13 protein-coding genes and 1 pseudogene are annotated in these 16,236 nt (G+C 65.1%); 5 read left to right on the top strand and 9 right to left on the bottom strand.

Annotation, left to right across the window (positions count from 1 at the left end):
• Positions 1 to 3: 3 nt before the first annotated feature.
• The 8 genes from WDX12_RS12925 to WDX12_RS12890 all read right to left on the bottom strand — a co-directional run bounded on the left by WDX12_RS12925 (position 4) and on the right by WDX12_RS12890 (position 7,259).
• Entirely contained in the window at positions 4 to 498 is a 495-nt protein-coding gene (locus WDX12_RS12925) for a GNAT family N-acetyltransferase (RefSeq protein WP_434725130.1), read from the bottom strand.
• The gene (gene tsaB, locus WDX12_RS12920; RefSeq protein WP_434725129.1) at positions 498 to 1,187 is read right to left on the bottom strand and encodes a tRNA (adenosine(37)-N6)-threonylcarbamoyltransferase complex dimerization subunit type 1 TsaB; all 690 of its coding nucleotides are present in this window, start codon (positions 1,185 to 1,187) and stop codon (positions 498 to 500) included. Before tsaB ends, WDX12_RS12925 begins: the two co-directional genes overlap by 1 nt.
• 126 nt (positions 1,188 to 1,313) lie before the next feature.
• Positions 1,314 to 2,429: a DUF1513 domain-containing protein gene (locus WDX12_RS12915; protein WP_434725128.1), complete on the bottom strand. Its 1,116-nt coding sequence runs from the start codon at positions 2,427 to 2,429 to the stop codon at positions 1,314 to 1,316.
• A gap of 3 nt (positions 2,430 to 2,432) precedes the next feature.
• Positions 2,433 to 3,512, bottom strand: a complete 1,080-nt coding sequence (locus tag WDX12_RS12910) for an imelysin family protein (RefSeq protein WP_434725621.1) — start codon at positions 3,510 to 3,512, stop codon at positions 2,433 to 2,435.
• A gap of 20 nt (positions 3,513 to 3,532) precedes the next feature.
• A complete protein-coding gene (locus WDX12_RS12905; RefSeq protein ID WP_434725127.1) occupies positions 3,533 to 5,134 on the bottom strand; it encodes a di-heme oxidoredictase family protein in 1,602 nt (533 codons plus the stop codon).
• 12 nt (positions 5,135 to 5,146) lie between these two features.
• The gene (bfr, locus tag WDX12_RS12900) at positions 5,147 to 5,632 is read right to left on the bottom strand and encodes a bacterioferritin (RefSeq protein ID WP_320297758.1); all 486 of its coding nucleotides are present in this window, start codon (positions 5,630 to 5,632) and stop codon (positions 5,147 to 5,149) included.
• Positions 5,598 to 5,909, bottom strand: a complete 312-nt coding sequence (locus tag WDX12_RS12895) for a (2Fe-2S)-binding protein (protein ID WP_224666571.1) — start codon at positions 5,907 to 5,909, stop codon at positions 5,598 to 5,600. Before WDX12_RS12895 ends, bfr begins: the two co-directional genes overlap by 35 nt.
• A 60-nt stretch (positions 5,910 to 5,969) precedes the next feature.
• Positions 5,970 to 7,259 (bottom strand): imelysin family protein, encoded by a 1,290-nt coding sequence (locus WDX12_RS12890; RefSeq protein WP_434725126.1) that lies wholly within the window; start codon positions 7,257 to 7,259, stop codon positions 5,970 to 5,972.
• A 415-nt stretch (positions 7,260 to 7,674) separates the two neighbouring features.
• On the opposite strand from WDX12_RS12890, the gene WDX12_RS12885 reads away from it, so the two are divergent.
• Together WDX12_RS12885 and WDX12_RS12880 are read left to right on the top strand one after the other, a co-directional pair.
• Positions 7,675 to 8,928, top strand: coding sequence for an NAD(P)/FAD-dependent oxidoreductase (locus WDX12_RS12885; protein ID WP_434725125.1), 1,254 nt, complete (start codon positions 7,675 to 7,677; stop codon positions 8,926 to 8,928).
• 38 nt (positions 8,929 to 8,966) lie between these two features.
• Positions 8,967 to 9,198 (top strand): annotated as a pseudogene (locus tag WDX12_RS12880) (ribbon-helix-helix domain-containing protein).
• Between the two features lie 119 nt (positions 9,199 to 9,317).
• Here WDX12_RS12880 and WDX12_RS12875 read toward each other — a convergent pair.
• Positions 9,318 to 10,595: a 4-aminobutyrate--2-oxoglutarate transaminase gene (locus WDX12_RS12875; protein ID WP_434725124.1), complete on the bottom strand. Its 1,278-nt coding sequence runs from the start codon at positions 10,593 to 10,595 to the stop codon at positions 9,318 to 9,320.
• 317 nt (positions 10,596 to 10,912) lie between these two features.
• Here WDX12_RS12875 and WDX12_RS12870 point away from each other — a divergent pair, with 317 nt between their 5' ends.
• Genes WDX12_RS12870 through WDX12_RS12860 form a run of 3 tightly spaced genes read left to right on the top strand, consistent with a single transcriptional unit; the run spans position 10,913 to position 16,217 of the window.
• Positions 10,913 to 12,049, top strand: coding sequence for an efflux RND transporter periplasmic adaptor subunit (locus WDX12_RS12870; protein WP_434725123.1), 1,137 nt, complete (start codon positions 10,913 to 10,915; stop codon positions 12,047 to 12,049).
• Complete coding sequence (locus WDX12_RS12865) at positions 12,046 to 13,119, top strand: efflux RND transporter periplasmic adaptor subunit (protein WP_434725122.1); 1,074 nt, start codon at positions 12,046 to 12,048, stop codon at positions 13,117 to 13,119. Before WDX12_RS12870 ends, WDX12_RS12865 begins: the two co-directional genes overlap by 4 nt.
• Positions 13,119 to 16,217 (top strand): efflux RND transporter permease subunit, encoded by a 3,099-nt coding sequence (locus WDX12_RS12860; protein ID WP_434725121.1) that lies wholly within the window; start codon positions 13,119 to 13,121, stop codon positions 16,215 to 16,217. Before WDX12_RS12865 ends, WDX12_RS12860 begins: the two co-directional genes overlap by 1 nt.
• Positions 16,218 to 16,236 lie beyond the last annotated feature (19 nt).

Raw genomic sequence — 16,236 nt, 5'->3', positions numbered from 1 at the left:
TGGCTAGCGAAGATCGCGGCGCATGACAAGCGCGCCGGTCGGACCGTGCTCGGTCGAGCGATAATAGTTGGGACGATGACCCACCTGGCGGAAGCCGAGCCTGCGATAGAGCCCGATCGCCGGCGCGTTGGTCTCGTCGACCTCGAGGAAGAGCGCCTCGGCGCGCTGCGCGTGAAGCTCGCGCAGTACCGCGTCCATCAATTGCCAGCCAAGGCCCTGGCGGCGATGCGTGCGGGCGACGGCCACGGTCAGGATTTCGCCTTCGCCGGCCGCGAGCCGCGCCAGCACGAAGCCGACCGGCGGCTTGGAGCCTTGGCCGGTCTCACGCGCGGCGTAGCCGAAGACCGTGTCCTGTTCAAGGAGCGCGGCGAACTCGCCATCGGTCCAGGGCCGCACGAAATCCTCGCGATGCAGCACCGAAACGGCGACGCTGTCGGCGACCGTCAGCGGCTCCAAGGCATAGTCCCTGCGGCGCGGCTGAAAGAACGGTATGCGCATCAGGGCTCGTTTCCCTTATCCTGCCTTGGCAGAATGAAACCCGCCTGCGGCTTGGCGTCGGCGCCGCGCAGATAAAGCGGTTTCGGCTTTTCACCCGGCTCCCTGGCCGAGCCCAGCCTGGCATAGGTCGCGATGTCGGCTGTCGCGGCGACCGGACCGGTGTCGAAGGCGCGACCCACTGCCTTGGCAATCCGCGGCGCGGCGGTCCCGACCAGGACCGCGTCGGCGCCGGTCGCCACGGACACGGCCTCGGCAAGTGTGACCACCGAAGGTCCGTAAGTTTCAACTAACGCTTTATCGTAGAGCGCAGCGTGGATTTCCTCGCGGCCGGCATCGAGCGCGGCAAGCACCGAGCGCCCGGGAAAGAGTTTGGCACCCTCCGCCGCCAGGGCTTCCAGCGTCGTCACGCCGATCGCCGGGATTTTCAGCGCAAGCGCCAGGCCGCGCGCGGTCGAGACGCCGACGCGCAGGCCGGTGAAGGAGCCGGGCCCGATCGAGACGGCAACGGCGTCGAGGTCGGGGTAGCCGATCCCGCCGGCTTTCAGGGCCGCCTCGATGACGGCCATCAGATGCTCCGCATGCCCCTTGCCGAGGTCGCGCACCTCACGGCCAAGCTCCTTCCCCGCGCCCGCGTCATAGACGCAGGCGGCACAGAGATTGGCGGCACAGTCGATGGCAAGCACCTTCATGCGGGCAGCTTCATATCGCCGGTTAAAGAACTGGATCGAAACACAATTCCCTCTGCCCGGCATGGGCCGCCGCCGCAAGAGCCAGGGCGGAGAAATGTTAAGCGGCTTTGCTTCTACGCGCGGCGATCACGCCGTCGCGACAATGCGCAGCATGTGGTTGTCCCAGACATAGTCCGGCTCGGAACGGGTCGCGCCGGCGCCACCGACGATCTCGCCGGCGCCGGTCGTCGCCATGAAGCCGGCGCCGTCGGGCGCAAGGCCGCAGACCTCGATCAGCGACCTTGTGGCGACCACACGCCCGCTGGCCGCGTCGATGACGGCCAACGAATTGCCTTCCGGCGAAGTGACCGCGACCGCGCCTGTCGCGGCATTGGCGGCGACGGAGCCGATATAGTTGCGGAAGCCGGAGAGCACGTCCTGCGGCATCTCCAAAAGCTCGAGCTCCTTGCCGCGCGCGGCGCGGCCGACCAGCGCCGGGCTGTCGGTCGCCGGCCCGCGATACTGGCAGCCGAACCAGACGGTGCCCGCCTGGTCGCGATCCATGTGGCGGATCGAAAGCTGATGCAGCGCCGGCGGCAATTCATGCTTTTCGATCAGGTCCCCGGTGACGCGGTCGACCAGCGTATAGGAGGGCTTCATCGTCGCGATGTTGAGCTCGGCGCGGCCATAGTCGGGATGGGTTTCGATGCCGCCATTGGCAATGGCCAAGGTGCGGCCATCGCCAAGCAGGAGCAACTCGTGCGGCCCCATGCCGTAAGTCGGGAACTCGCCGATGCGATTGAACTTCGCCCGCGCGTCATAGACGCCGACGACGCCTGACGCGTTGTCGAAGTCGTTCTCCGTCGCATAGAGCAGGGCGCCGTCGGGCGAGAACACGCCATGGCCGAAGAAATGCCGGCCGGCGATGCTGGCAATGGTCAACGGCTTGTCGCGGCCGGCGTGGTCGAAGACGACGGCGAACGTGCCGGGCTGCCGGGCGAAGACGACCGAGCGTTTCGACACCGGATCGAAGGTGACGTCATGGCCGCGATCGGGCAGATCGACCGTGTGCAGGATTTTTCCCGCCTCGGAGAGCACGGCGGCGCCGAAGCTGCCGTCGCGCTTGACGAAGGCCGTGGCAAAGACGGCGTCCGCGGCAAGCGTATCGGCCCAGGCGCGCGGCGCCATGGCGGCGGCAAAGCACGCGCCCGCGGCCCGCAGGAAATCGCGGCGATCGATGAGCCGTGTACCTGTCCACGCCATCGATCAGTCTCCGTCCAGCGACGAGAAGCCCGCGGTCAGGCCGAACTCGGCGGTCATTCGGGTGCCGATCAGGGTCGACAGGCTCGAGGTGATCAGCGCGAAATGCTCGAGCTTGTCGCGCAGCGCCGGATCGGCCAGCGCCTTGTCGATCGGACCGGCAATGGATTTCGCCGTCGCCACGCCATTGGCGAGCTGGATGTGGATGGACTCGGCCATCCATTGCGCATCGGCGGGCAGCGCATCGCCGAGCTTCGAGGCCTGGAACAGCTGGTCGATGCCGGCGAGATTCCCGCTCAGCGAAGCCGTCGTGTTTTGGGAGCGCCAGTAGATCGCCTGCTTCGGCTTGTCGGCATCGGGCTTGGCGCCGAGAAAGCCCTTGAGCCGCACGTCGCGGATCATTTCCAGCTCGTTGATGAAGACGCCGACCAGTTCCGTCACCGCTTCGTTGCCGTCGCGGTAGAGCGGATTCTTCGGCCCCGGATTGGCCCAGAGCGAGGCAAAGCCGTCGGGCCTTTGCCAGGCGTCACGCGCCTCGCCGGCGATCGTTTCGATGTTGCCGGCGACCGCGGCGCCATAGGCGCAGCGATAGGGATCGTCCTTCCTGGCGAGCGTGTCGGCGCCGTCGCCGTAGAGCACATATTCGAGCGCGCCGAGGCCCTGCATGGCGACGCTCTTTTGCGCCAGTTGCGCCGGATCGGTGGCTGACGGGTCCTTGGATGCGAGCGTGGCCTGCACCTGTCGCAGGCCGATGCTCTTGCGGTCCGGCCAATAGAGCATGCGCTCCAGCCGGTTGTTCTCCTTGATCGGCCCGAAGGCGATGATCTCGGCCACCGACCAGGCCTCCACAGTGCCTGAAAACGCCGAGCGCGCCGCTTCGAGATTCTTTTCAGACGGCGCCTCGCAAAGCTGGCGCATCGCCTTGGTCAGGCTCATCGCATGCTCGTCTAGGCCGGCATAGGCTGGGCGGACGAAGCCGTCGATCGCGCGGCTTATGACATCGGAAGCCTTGACCGCGGCCGATGCGGGCGGGGAGATGACCAAAAGAAGCGGAAGGGCAAGCGCGGCAGCCAGGCGTTTCGACATCAAAGCGACGCGTTTTAACATCAAAAGGACTCCAGGAATTTGATCAGCGCGTCACGATCGGCGGCCGCGGCGCCGGCAAAGCGGTCGCGTGCCCTTTGGCCCTCGCCGCCATGCCACAGGATCGCCTCGGCAAGCGTGCGGGCGCGGCCGTCATGCAGATAGAAAACATTGCCGTTGACCGTCGCGGTGAGCCCAATACCCCAGAGCGGTGGGGTGCGCCACTCGCTGCCGCTCGCTTCCCCAACCCGCTGGCCGTCAGCAAGGCCCTCGCCCATGTCGTGCAGGAGGAAGTCGGAATAAGGCCAGATCAGCTGGAAGGCCTGCGCCTTGTTGGGCGTGCCGCGCATTGTGACGAATTTCGGCGTGTGGCAGGAAATGCAGCCCATCTCGTAGAACTGCTTCTTGCCGGCGAGCACTTGCGGTGTGGCGATGTCGCGCCGCGCCGGCACGGCCAGATTCTGCGAATAGAAGGTGACGAGGTCCATGACCGGCAGCGGCGCCTCCACCCCCAGGCGTTGCTGCACGCCGTTCGGCATGGCAAGGCAATCCGTCTGCGCCTCGGTGCAATCGCCCCAATGCTTCGGCATTTCCGGCGTGGAGATGCCGATATCGCCGGCAAAGGCATCGGCCGCCTGCTGGCGGATCGAGGCGGTCTGCGCCTTCCAGCCGAAGCGGCCCAAGGTCACCGCGCCGCTCAACGCGTCGCGCACGATGTTCGGCCGGCCAGAAATACCGTCCCCATCGCGGTCGTCCGGATCGGTATGGGCGAGGATATCGGCCGGCGCAATCTGCTCGATCAGGCCGAGCCCGATCATCGGCGGCGTCAGGCGCGGCGACAGCGTGGTGCGCGTACCGAGCGGCCCGTAGCCGAGATTGTCGACGAAATAGCGCGGCTTGCGCAGCGAAACGACAGTGCCGTCGCCGAGCGTCACTTTTTCCTCGGAGTATTCAACGCGCATGCGGCCCTCGCCCTTGAGGCCCGGGACCGCAAGATCCTGCAGTTGCGTGCCATAGACCGGATCGGGAAAGTTCAGCACCTTGTGATCGGCAAGCGCGGCTTTTTCCTCGGCGCTGGCGGCGTCGCGGGCGAGCCGCAGGAACATCGATGTCGATCCGGCATCGCCTTGCGGAGGACGGCCGCGACCGTCCTTCAGATGACAGTTCTGGCAGGCGCGCTCGTTGAACAGCGGACCGAGCCCGTCTGAAGCTTGGGTCGAGGACGGCGACGACACCCAGTTCTTGCGGAAAAGCGCGTTGCCGAGCTTGAAGGTGCCCTCCTCCTCGAAAGTGATGTTGGCGGAGGACTGCGAGAAGGCGTCGCGATCGACGTCCTTGCGCGACGTGCCGGCGCCGCCCTGCATCAATTCGAACGCCTCGGGCTTGGTAAAATCGGTCGTTGGCCTGGTGACCGCCAGAACCCGCGCCTGATCCTTCGGCGTCAGGTCGGTGCGGCTCGTCGGCAGAGCGGCTGGCTCACCGGCCATGGCGGGAGCGGAAAGCATGATCGCCAGCAGAAGCGAAGCCCCGCAACCGGTCCGGTATCGCGGAGACTTCCGAAGCGACAGGCCGTCGATTGCAGCCCGCCGCGCGCGGCGCGAAAAACGAACTACGGGGCGCCGCATTCCCGCATGTCCTTACTCCGCCTCGTTGGCCGGGTCGGCGTTGAGCAGGCCGTACTTTTCCTCGCCGATCGAGGCAAGCAGGTCGAGCTGCGTCTCCAGGAAGTCGATATGTCCTTCCTCGTCGGTCAAAAGGTCCTCGAACAGCTTCATCGAGACGAAATCGCCTTCCTCATGGCAGATCTCGCGCGAGCGCTTGTAGGCGGTGCGCGCGTCATATTCGCCGGCGAGATCGGATTCGAGCACTTCCTTGACGTTCTGGCCGATGCGCAACGGCGCGACGGATTGCAGGTTGGGATGGCCTTCGAGGAAGATGATGCGCGCGATCAGCCGGTCGGCGTGGTGCATCTCCTCGATCGATTCCGCCCGCTCCTTCTTTGCCAGCTTGGTGTAGCCCCAATCCTCGAGCAGACGATAATGCACCCAGTACTGGTTGACGGCTCCAAGCTCCAGAAACAGAGCTTCATTAAGCCGCTCGATGACCTGCGGTTCGCCTTTCATGGGTTCTGCTCCCGTATTGGCCGCGCAAGCCTCTCACGCGATCCAGGTGTGAAACGATATCCACGCCGCCCACCTCTGAGCGGGCGTGGTAGTTCTCGGTGACCCGAATGATCGTTTCCACCACATTCGGGAAACAGCCGCAACAGCGACCGCGCTTGCGCATCGCATGATAGACCTTCGCGGGCACGATCAGCTGCCAGGGATCCTCATCCAGCAGGCCGACGATCGTCTGCTCGATCTCCTTCTCGGTGATGATGTTGCAATGGCAGATCAGCATCTGTTTGCTCTGGCTGACGGCGCCGGTCCGGCGCCGCTTGGCTGGTGGGTGTGTCTAGTCCTACTTGAACACCTTGTCGGGAGCGTCGAGGCTGTCGGAACCCTCGAAGGCGATCTGGTTCAGCTTGAGCGAGCCGACGGCGCGCTCGATCGACTTGGTCTGGTCGATCAGGGCGTCGATCGCCGCCTGCACGGTGGCGTTGCCTTCGGTGTTGCCCTCGGCGATCTGCTGGTCGTAGGTCTCGCCGGCCAGGGCGCGTGCCTTGATCGCCTCCATCTTGGCGACGGTGGTGTCGAGCTTGCCCGACAGTTCCTTGTCGATCGCCGGATCGGCGGCCTTCACCATGTCGGACACCGACGGACCCGAAACCACGGAGCCGTCGAGCCGCTTGTAGCTGGCACGGTAGGCGTCGCGGATGCCGACGGCATCATAGAGATGCGAGTTATAGGTGTTGTCGGAGAAGCAGTCCTGCTCCTCTTCCGGATCGTGCAGCAAAAGGCCGAGCTTCATGCGCTCGCCGGCCAGTTCGCCGTAGGAAAGCGAGCCCATGCCGGTGAAGATAATCGAGATGGCGGTGTTCGGCTCGCCGTCGACAAGGTTCCTGCGCGCCGCGCCTTCTTCCTTCCAGTCGTTGACCATCTTCTGCAGATCGGCGACCAGAAGGTCAGTTGCCGATTTCAGATACTGCGCGCGGCGGTCGCAATTGCCGCCGGTGCAGTTCTTGAGGTCGTAGTCGGTATAGGGGCGTTCGCCGGCGCCCGGGCCGGTGCCGTGCAGATCCTGCCCCCAGAGCAGGAACTCGATCGCATGATAGCCGGTCGCGACATTGGCTTCGATGCCGCCAGCTTGCTGCAGTGTACCCGAAAGGAATTCCGGCATCAGGTTCGAGGCGTCGACCTTCTTACCGTTGATCTCGATTTCCTTGTTGGCGATCACATTGGCCGTGTAAAGCGAGTTCGTGTCCGATTCCGTGCCGTAGCTCTTGGCGACATAGTCGATCAGGCCTTCATCCAGCGGCCAGGAGTTCACCTCGCCTTCCCAGTCGTCGACGACCTTGTTGCCAAAGCGGTAGACTTCGGTCTGCTGGTAAGGAATGCGCGCCGCCTTCCAGGCTTCGCGCGCGGCGTTCAACGCGTCGGCGGAGGGGCTGGCGATGAGTGCGTCGACCGCCTTGTCCAGCGCCTGCGCGGTGGTCAGCGAATCCTCGTATTTGGCAAGCCCGATATCGGCATAGGTCTTGATCACGGCCTTGGCGTCGGTCCCGGCTTTCGCCGGCAACACGAAAACCGCCGCCGTCAGTGCAGCCGTGGCGCAGATCGCAGCCAGCCTGCCGCCGTTACGTGCCGTCATTATCCTTCTCCAGTTCTTTGGAAATTCGATAAAAGGCGCCCACCCGCGCCGAGGCATAAGCATGCCGGGAAAAATGGTGGCCGCGTCGAAGCGCGGTTCGCGATGAAAAGACACCCACTTGCCTCCAATCGAAAGGGTTCAAGGCCCAGACATCAAAGGGATGCGCTTTGCGCGCAGCTCTCCATAAAGCGATGGAGAGGCCGGGAGTCAACTGGCGCGGCAGAAAAAAATTCAATTGAAACAATAGTTTAGAATTATTCTAAACTAGGATTATCAACTTTAAGACAACCGCCCGACCGGAGACAGGATTGACAGGCAGCCATTCTGGGTGCGACCCGGACGCCTACTCTTGCGGCGGCGGCAGACAATCGCCACTTGGCGCAAGAGCCTAGATTTGCTGAGTAAAAGGATTGCGATGACGAACGGGGTTGTGATTGTCGGTGCCGGCCATGCCGGCGTGCAGGCCGCAGCCAGCCTGCGCGAAGAGGGCTATGAAGGGCCCGTCGTCCTGATCGGCGACGAGAAGGAACTGCCCTATCACAAGCCGCCGCTCTCCAAGACCTTCATCAAGGATCCCGAGGCCAAGCCGCAGCCCTTGCGCGGCGAAGCCTTCTACACTGGCAACTACATCGATTACCGGCCGGGCGTACGCATCGAGAGCATCGATGCCCGCGCGGGCCAGTTGAATGTCACAGGCGGTGGAACGCTCGGCTTCGACCGGCTGGTGCTTGCGACCGGCTCGCGGCCGCGCCCACTCAAGCTCGACGGCGCCGGCCTTGCCGGCGTGGTCTCGCTGCGCTCGCTGGCCGACGCGCGGGCGATCCGCGAGCTCAGCGCGCAAACCGAAGACGTGGTCATTCTCGGCGGCGGCTTCATCGGGTTGGAGATCGCGGCGACGTTGAGAGCCGCCGGCCGCAACGTCACCGTCGTCGAAGCCGTCGACCGGCTGCTCGGCCGCGCCGTGGCGCCGGTCATCGCCGCGCATGTGCGCCAGCGCCTGGAAGCGATCGGCGTGCGCATCCTGACCGGTACCACCGTCGCCCGCCTGGAGGGCGAAGATGGCCGCGTCTCGGCCGCGATCACGTCCGGCGGCGAGCGCCTGCCTGCGCAAATGGTGATCATCGGCATCGGCGTGGTGCCCAATGTCGAGCTGGCGGAAGCCGCCGGCATCGCGATTGCCAACGGCATCCGCGTCGACCAGCAGATGCAGAGCTCGATCTCCGAAATCCTCGCCATCGGCGACGCCGCTTCCTACCGGCACTGGTTCACCGGCGGCGACGTGCGGCTGGAATCGGTGCAGAACGCCACCGACCAGGCGCGGCTTGCCGCGCGCACCATCCTTGGCCATGCCGAGCCATTCTCTGCGGTGCCGTGGTTCTGGTCGGATATCGGCGACATGAAGCTGCAGATGGTGGGGCTCACGCAAGGCGGCGATAGCCACGTGGTGCTCGGCGATCTCGCCGACAACAAGTTCTCGATCTACCACTATGCCGGCAGCCGGCTGCTCGGCATCGAATCCGTCAACCGGCCGGCCGATCACATGCTGGGACGCAAGATGCTCGGCGCCGGTTTCTCGCCGACGCCGCAGACTGTGGCAGGCGGGCCGGACGCGCTGAAGGCGGCGCTTGCGGCGTTTCAGGAAATGGAACCGGCCAAGGCCAGTGCGTAGAGATTGCCAATTTCGGGAGAACGCCGCAAAGTGTTCGAATGAGCACAATAAATGTCTCGCTGCCTGACAGCTTGCAGCATTTCGTCGAGCAGCAAGTGGCGGAGCGCGGCTATGGCACTGAGCAGCGAGTATGTGCGTGAACTGATCCGCCACGATCAGGATCGTCAACTTCTACGCTGTTTGCTGCTAGAAGGCGCGTCGTCCTCGCCGGGCAATCGCGTTGACGACAACTACTTCGTATCCCTGCGACGAAGAGCGCAGGGCCGATAAATCATTTTGGCGGATTCTGCACGCCAAGACGGATATTCCAGTCTGGCTACAGAATCCTAGCTCCTGACGGCACATCCAATCGCTTCGACGTAAGCCGTCAGGAGGAATGCAGGGTGCCCTTAAGCCGCCCGCGCGTCGCGGATCGAGGTTTCCAGGATATCCAGCGCCTCAGTCATGACGCCGTCCTGGATGGTGATCGGCGACAGGAAACGGATGACGTTGCCGTAGACGCCGCAGGTGAGCAGGATGAGGCCCTTGTCCAGCGCCTTCAGCCTGACCGCGTTGGCGAACTCCGCCGACGGCAGGCCCTTCTTCACGTCGTTGAACTCGACGGCGTTCATGAAGCCCGGGCCGCGGATGTCGACGATCTCCGGCACGTCGTCGCGGATCGATTCCAGCCGCTGCTTCAGCCTGGCGCCCAGCGCGTTGGCGCGGTCGCAGAGCTTTTCCTCGTCGATGACGTCGAGCACGGCGTGGGCGGCGGCGACGCCGATCGGGCTGCCGCCATAGGTGCCGCCGAGCCCGCCCGGACCGGGCGCATCCATGATCTCGGCGCGGCCGGTGACGGCCGACAGCGGGAAGCCGCCGGCAAGGCTCTTGGCCATGGTGGTGAGATCGGGCGCCACGTCATGATGATCCATGGCAAACATCTTGCCGGTGCGGGCAAAGCCGGTCTGCACCTCGTCGGCGATGAGAAGGATGCCATGCTGGTCGCAGATCTTGCGCAGTGCTGCCATGAAATCGCGCGGCGCTTCATAGAAGCCGCCCTCGCCCTGCACCGGCTCGACGATGATGGCCGCGACGCGGCCCGGATCGACATCGGCCTTGAACAGCTTGTCGAGCGCGGCGAGAGAATCGGCGACCGAGACGCCGTGCAGCGCAACCGGGAACGGGGCGTGGAAGACATCGGCCGGCATGGCGCCGAAGCCGACCTTGTAAGGCACGACCTTGCCAGTCAGCGCCATGCCCATGAAGGTGCGGCCATGGAAGCCGCCGGAAAAGGCGATGACTGCCTGGCGGCCGGTGGCGTTGCGGGCGATTTTTATGGCGTTCTCGACCGCCTCGGCGCCGGTGGTGACGAAGATCGTCTTCTTGTCGAACTTGCCGGGCAGCAGGCCGTTCAGCCGCTCGGCGAGGTGCACGTAGCTCTCGTAAGGCACGACCTGGTGGCAGGTGTGGGTGAAGCGGTCGAGCTGCGCCTTGACGGCCTCTATCACCTTCGGATGGCGATGGCCGGTGTTCACCACGGCGATGCCCGACGAAAAGTCGATATAGCGGCGGCCCTCAACGTCCCAGATTTCCGAATTCTCGGCGCGATCGGCATAGATCTGCGTCGTCATGCCGACGCCGCGCGAGATCGACTGGTTCTTGCGTTCGGAAATGGCTGAATTCTTCATCTCGTCCCTCAATCGGGCCATCCCTATGTCGAGACTGGGCCGTTCTTGTTGATGCCGTTGCAGGCCTCTTCTGACCTTATTTCACATTTTGCTCAAGTCGGCACCATGGCCCAGTCGATTGGGCCTGCCTAAACGCAATTCCGGGAAAAGTGTGACGCGGTTTTGCGTGCGGACTTGCATCAGGCAGAAAGAAGCGATCTTAACCAGAGTGACGATGGGCGCTGCGGAAATGGTTTCCTTTTCCCGCCGATCGATTAGTCTCGTTTCATCCGCGACGTGCCGCCGTCAGGAGCGGCTCCCACGGGCTGAGGGGAACCATGAGCAGGAACGTGACATCGTCCGCCTTGCCGTCTTCGCCGCCCCGCCCGCTTTTTCGTACAAAAACCTTGCTGGTGCTGGCCTGCGCCGGCGCGGCGATTTCGGCGGCCGGTTGCCAGAAACAGCAGGCGGCGGAAAAGAAGCTGCCGGTGGTGGTGACGACCCAGACGGTCGCGCTCGCCGACTACGCGCCACGGACCTCGCTGACCGGGGTGATCGCGGCGCGCACGCTCAACAATCTGTCGTTCCGCGTCGGCGGCCGCGTCGCCCAACGTCTGGTCGATGTCGGCCAGCATGTCGACCAGGGTATGGTGCTTGCCCGCATCGATCCGCAGGAACAGCAATCGGACCTGCGGTCGACCCAGGCCGATCTCGACGCCGCGCAGGCGCAGCTGACCCAGGCCGCGGCCACCTACGAGCGGCAAAAGACGCTGCTTTCGCAGGGTTTCACGACGAGACGGGACTTCGACACCGCCAACCAGACGCTGAAAGTGGCGCAGGGCAGCGTCGATGCCGCGCAAAGCGCCTTGGCCAACGCCAAGGAAAACCTCTCCTACACCGAGCTCAAGGCGGGCGCCGCCGGCGTCATCACGGCGCGCCAGGTCGAGGCCGGACAGGTGGTCCAGGCGGCGCAGACGGTGTTCACCATCGCCGAGGACGGCGATCGCGACGCCGTCTTCAACGTTCATGAAACTCTGGTTGCCCAGACGCCGCCGTCGCCCGCGGTGACGATCACGCTGCTGTCGGACCCGCAGATCAGGGCCGTGGGCAAGGTGCGCGAAATCTCGCCGGCGGTCGATACCCAGTCGGGATCGATCCGGGTCAAGGTCGGCATTCCCGACACGCCCGCCGGCATGCCGCTCGGCGCAGCGGTGATCGGCACGGTCAGCGCCAGGTCGGTCAAAGCCATCCTGTTGCCCTGGCAGGCGCTGACCTCGACCGCCGGCAAGCCCGCCGTCTGGATCGTCGATCCGTCGAGCAAGGCGGTGACGCCGGCGCCGGTCGAGGTGCTCGCCTTCGATTCCGGCATTGTCGTCGTCGACAAGGGGCTGCAGGAAGGCCAGAGCGTCGTCACCGCCGGCGGGCAGTTGCTCAGCCCCGGACAGACGATCGAGGTGTCGGGAGCGAGCCAATGAAGCGGTTGCCGCGTATCGTTCCCCTGCTGATCCTTGCGGCGCTTGCCGCTTGCTCGCGCTCGGAAGAGAAGCCGCCGGAGATCATCCGGCCGGTCCTGTCCATGGTGATCGAACCGAAAACCGTCGAGACCTTCGGCTTCGCCGGCTCGATCGAGCCGCAATACAGCGCCGACCTTGCCTTCCGCCTGCTCGGCCGCGTCGTCTCGCGCGACGTCAAGGTCGGCGACCTCGTCATCAAGGGCACGACCATCGCGGCGCTCGATCCGACGGCGCTGGAGCTTGCCGTCCAGGCCTCGAAAGCGGATCTGTCGAATGCGCAGGCGCAGTTCACCAACGCCGCCGCCAGCGAGGATCGCCAGCGCCAGCTGCTTGCCTCGGCCAACACCTCGCAAGCCACGTTCGATGCCGCGAAACAGGCGCGGCAGGCGGCGGAAGCCGGCGTGGAGCGCGCCAGTGCCGCTTTGGCCAAGTCGCAGGAGCAGCTCGGCTATGCAAGGCTGTTCTCCGATTTCGACGGCGTCGTCACCGCTACCGGCGCCGAAGTCGGCCAGACCGTTTCGGCAGGGCAGACCGTCGTCACCGTGGCGCGCACCGACCCGCGCGAGGCGGTGGTCGACATCCCCGACCAGTTGATCGGCGATCTCACCGTAGGCATGCCCTTCGAGATCGTCCTGCAGTCGGTACCGACCATCAAGACCGACGCCAGGCTGCGTGAGATCGCGCCGCAGTCGGAAGGCACAACCCGCACACGGCGCGTCAAGCTGACGCTGGTCGATCCGCCGACGGCGTTCCGGCTCGGCTCGACGATCACGGCGACGCGCATGACCAAGGTCAACCCGACGATCGAGCTGCCGATGTCGGCGCTGCTCGAAAAGGACGGCTCGCAAAAAGTGTGGATCGTCGATCCGCAATCCTCCAGCGTGAGCACGCGCGAGATCAAGGTCGCCTCCAAGGGCGGCGGCAGCTTCACGGTGGCGGAGGGGCTCGAGGCCGGCATGCGCGTCGTCACCGCCGGCGTGCACAGCCTCGCCGAAGGCCAGAAGGTCAAAGTGCCGGAGGGCGGCGTCTGATGAAGGGCTTCAACCTCTCCGACTGGGCGCTCAGCCATCGCTCCATGGTCTGGTACTTCATGCTGGTCTTCGTGGTGGCCGGCATCTTCTCCTATCTCAATCTCGGCCGCGAGGAAGACCCCGCCTTCACCATCAAGACCATGATCATCCAGGCCAACTGGCCCGGCGCCTCGGTCAAGGAGACGGTGCAGCAGGTGACCGACCGCATCGAGAAGAAGCTCGAGGAGCTCGACAGCCTCGACTACACCAAATCGGTCACCACAGCCGGCCAGACCGTCATCTTCGTCAACCTGAAGGACACCACCAAGGCGCGCGACGTCGTGCCAAACTGGCTTCAGGTGCGCAACATGGTCAACGACATCAAGGCGCAGCTTCCGCAAGGCGTGCAGGGACCGTTCTTCAACGATCGCTTCGGCGACGTCTACGGCAATATCTATGCCTTCACCGCCGACGGGCTGACGCCGCGCCAATTGCGCGATTACGTGGAGGATGTCCGCACCAAGATCCTGACCGTGCCGAATGCCGGCAAGGTCGATCTGGTCGGAGCGCAGGACGAGGCGATCTATCTCGAATTCTCGAGCCGGCAGATCGCGGCGCTCGGCCTGAACCAGCAGCAAATCGTCGCCAGCCTGCAGGCGCAGAACGCGATCACGCCCTCCGGCGTCATCGAGTCCGGACCGGAGCGCATCAGCGTTCGCGTCGGCGGTCAGTTCACTTCCGAGGAGAGCCTGCGGGCCATCAATTTGCGCGTCAACGACCGCTTCTTCCGGCTGAGCGATGTGGCGACGATCAGGCGCGGCTATGTCGATCCGCCGACGGCGCTGTTCCGCTTCAACGGCCAGGATGCGATCGGGCTTGCCATCGGCATGAAGCCCAATGCCAACCTGCTGAAATTCGGCGAGGCGCTGCATGAGGAGATGCAGAAGGTGCTGGCCGACCTGCCGGTCGGCGTCGGCGTGTATCTGGTCGCCGACCAGCCCGTGATCGTCGAGGAGGCGGTCTCGGGCTTCACGCGGGCGCTGTTCGAGGCCGTCGCGATCGTGCTCGCCGTCTCCTTCATCAGCCTGGGGCTGCGCGCCGGCTTCGTCGTGGCGCTGTCGATCCCGCTGGTGCTGGCCATCACCTTCACGGTGATGGCCTATCTCGGCATCTCGCTGCAGCGCATCTCGCTTGGCGCGCTGATCATCGCGCTCGGGCTGTTGGTGGACGACGCGATGATCGCGGTCGAGATGATGGTGGCGCGGCTGGAGGTCGGCGACAATCTGCGCAAGGCGGCGACCTATGTCTACACCTCGACCGCCTTCCCGATGCTGACCGGCACGCTGGTGACGGTCGCCGGCTTCATCCCGATCGGCCTCAATTCGAGCGCGGCCGGCGAATACACCTTCACGCTGTTCGTCGTCATCGCCGTGTCGCTGCTGGTGTCATGGATCGTGGCGGTGCTGTTCGCGCCGCTACTCGGCGTCACCATCCTGCCCGCGACGATGAAGGAGAAGCATCACGACCAGCCCGGGCGCTTCACCTCGATGTTCCGGCGCGTGCTTGTCTTCTCCGTGCGCCGCCATTGGCTGACCATCATCGCGACGGTGCTTGTGTTCGCGGCCTCGATCGCCGGCTTCGGGCTCGTGCAGCAGCAGTTCTTCCCGCCGTCAGACCGGCCGGAGCTGATCGTCGACTGGAACCTGCCGCAGAACTCCTCGATCACGGAAACGCGCGACCAGATGGAGCGCTTCGAACAGCGGGCGCTGGTCGGCAATCCCGACATCGACCACTTCTCTTCCTATATCGGCCAGGGCGCGGTGCGCTTCGTGCTTGCCTATGACGTGCAGCCGGCCAACCCCTATTTCGGCCAGACGGTGATCGTCACCAAGAGCATCGAGGCGCGCAACCGGGTGAAGCCGGCGCTGGAAAAACTGCTGCGCGCGGAGTTCGTCGGCACCGACGCCTTCGTCAAGCCGCTCGAGCTCGGCCCGCCGGTCGGCCGGCCGGTGCAATACCGCGTCGGCGGTCCCGACATCCAGACGGTGCGGGAGCTCGCGCAGCAATTCGCCGGCGTGATCTCGGCCAATCCGAAGCTGGCCGCCCCCACCTTCGACTGGAACGAACCGCAGCGCGTGCTGAGGGTCGACGTGCTGCAGGACAAGGCGCGCCAGCTCGGCATCACCTCGTCCGACATCGCCAGCGCGTTGAACAGCACGGTCGGCGGCGCGACCATCACGCAGGTGCGCGACGCCACCTACCTGATCGATGTCGTGGCGCGCTCGCGCGAGGCGGACCGCAGCTCGATCTCGACGTTGCAGAATTTGCAACTGCCGACCGGCACCGGCGAGTCGATCCCGTTGGCGGCAATCGCCAACTTCCGCTACGACCTCGAACAGCCGACGGTATGGCGGCGCAACCGCACGCCGACGATCACCGTGCGTGCCGGCCTGGTCGGCGACGTGCTGCCGGCGACCGTCGTCAACGAGCTGAAGCCGTCGGTCGACGCCTTCATCGCCAAGCTGCCGCCCGGTTACTCGGTCGAGACCGCGGGCTCGGTCGAGGAAAGCGCCAAGAGCCAAGGCCCGATCGCGGCCGTGGTGCCGCTGATGCTGTTCGTCATGGCGACCATCCTGATGATCCAGCTGCAGAGCTTCCAGCGCCTGTTCCTGGTGGTGGCGGTGGCGCCGCTCGGCCTGATCGGCGTGGTGGCGGCCCTCGTGCCGAGCGGCGCGCCGCTCGGCTTCGTCGCCATCCTCGGCGTCCTGGCGCTGATCGGCATCCTGATCCGCAACTCGGTCATCCTGATCGTGCAGATCGAGGACCTCGTCGCCGAAGGCAAGGATCGCTGGGCGGCGGTGATCGAAGCGACCGAGCACCGCATGCGGCCGATCGCGCTGACGGCGGCGGCCGCCAGCCTGGCACTTATCCCGATCGCGCGCGAAGTGTTCTGGGGTCCGATGGCCTATGCCATGATGGGCGGCATCATCGCCGGTACCGCGATCACGCTGCTGTTCCTGCCGGCGCTTTACGTGACGTGGTTCAGGATCAAGGAGCCGAAGCGAGGGGCGGGTGACGGTGAGGAAGCAGAAGCGGTACCGGAAGGCGGGGCGGTTTGAGCCGCAAAATTCGATTGCC

Source organism: Mesorhizobium sp. RIZ17 (assembly GCF_051127865.1).
Lineage (GTDB): Bacteria > Pseudomonadota > Alphaproteobacteria > Rhizobiales > Rhizobiaceae > Mesorhizobium > Mesorhizobium humile.
This window is presented reverse-complemented; position numbering and strand designations above follow the sequence as displayed.

Excerpts from the sequence above, each read along its gene's own strand:
- WDX12_RS12895 (WP_224666571.1), bottom strand. The coding sequence starts at position 5,909 with ATGCTGATCTGCCATTGCAACATCATCACCGAGAAGGAGATCGAGCAG.
- WDX12_RS12860 (WP_434725121.1), top strand. The coding sequence starts at position 13,119 with ATGAAGGGCTTCAACCTCTCCGACTGGGCGCTCAGCCATCGCTCCATG.
- WDX12_RS12890 (WP_434725126.1), bottom strand. The coding sequence starts at position 7,259 with ATGACGGCACGTAACGGCGGCAGGCTGGCTGCGATCTGCGCCACGGCT.
- bfr (WP_320297758.1), bottom strand. The coding sequence starts at position 5,632 with ATGAAAGGCGAACCGCAGGTCATCGAGCGGCTTAATGAAGCTCTGTTT.
- WDX12_RS12875 (WP_434725124.1), bottom strand. The coding sequence starts at position 10,595 with ATGAAGAATTCAGCCATTTCCGAACGCAAGAACCAGTCGATCTCGCGC.
- WDX12_RS12870 (WP_434725123.1), top strand. The coding sequence starts at position 10,913 with ATGAGCAGGAACGTGACATCGTCCGCCTTGCCGTCTTCGCCGCCCCGC.
- WDX12_RS12865 (WP_434725122.1), top strand. The coding sequence starts at position 12,046 with ATGAAGCGGTTGCCGCGTATCGTTCCCCTGCTGATCCTTGCGGCGCTT.
- WDX12_RS12915 (WP_434725128.1), bottom strand. The coding sequence starts at position 2,429 with ATGGCGTGGACAGGTACACGGCTCATCGATCGCCGCGATTTCCTGCGG.
- WDX12_RS12910 (WP_434725621.1), bottom strand. The coding sequence starts at position 3,512 with ATGTCGAAACGCCTGGCTGCCGCGCTTGCCCTTCCGCTTCTTTTGGTC.
- tsaB (WP_434725129.1), bottom strand. The coding sequence starts at position 1,187 with ATGAAGGTGCTTGCCATCGACTGTGCCGCCAATCTCTGTGCCGCCTGC.
- WDX12_RS12905 (WP_434725127.1), bottom strand. The coding sequence starts at position 5,134 with ATGCGGCGCCCCGTAGTTCGTTTTTCGCGCCGCGCGCGGCGGGCTGCA.
- WDX12_RS12885 (WP_434725125.1), top strand. The coding sequence starts at position 7,675 with ATGACGAACGGGGTTGTGATTGTCGGTGCCGGCCATGCCGGCGTGCAG.
- WDX12_RS12925 (WP_434725130.1), bottom strand. The coding sequence starts at position 498 with ATGCGCATACCGTTCTTTCAGCCGCGCCGCAGGGACTATGCCTTGGAG.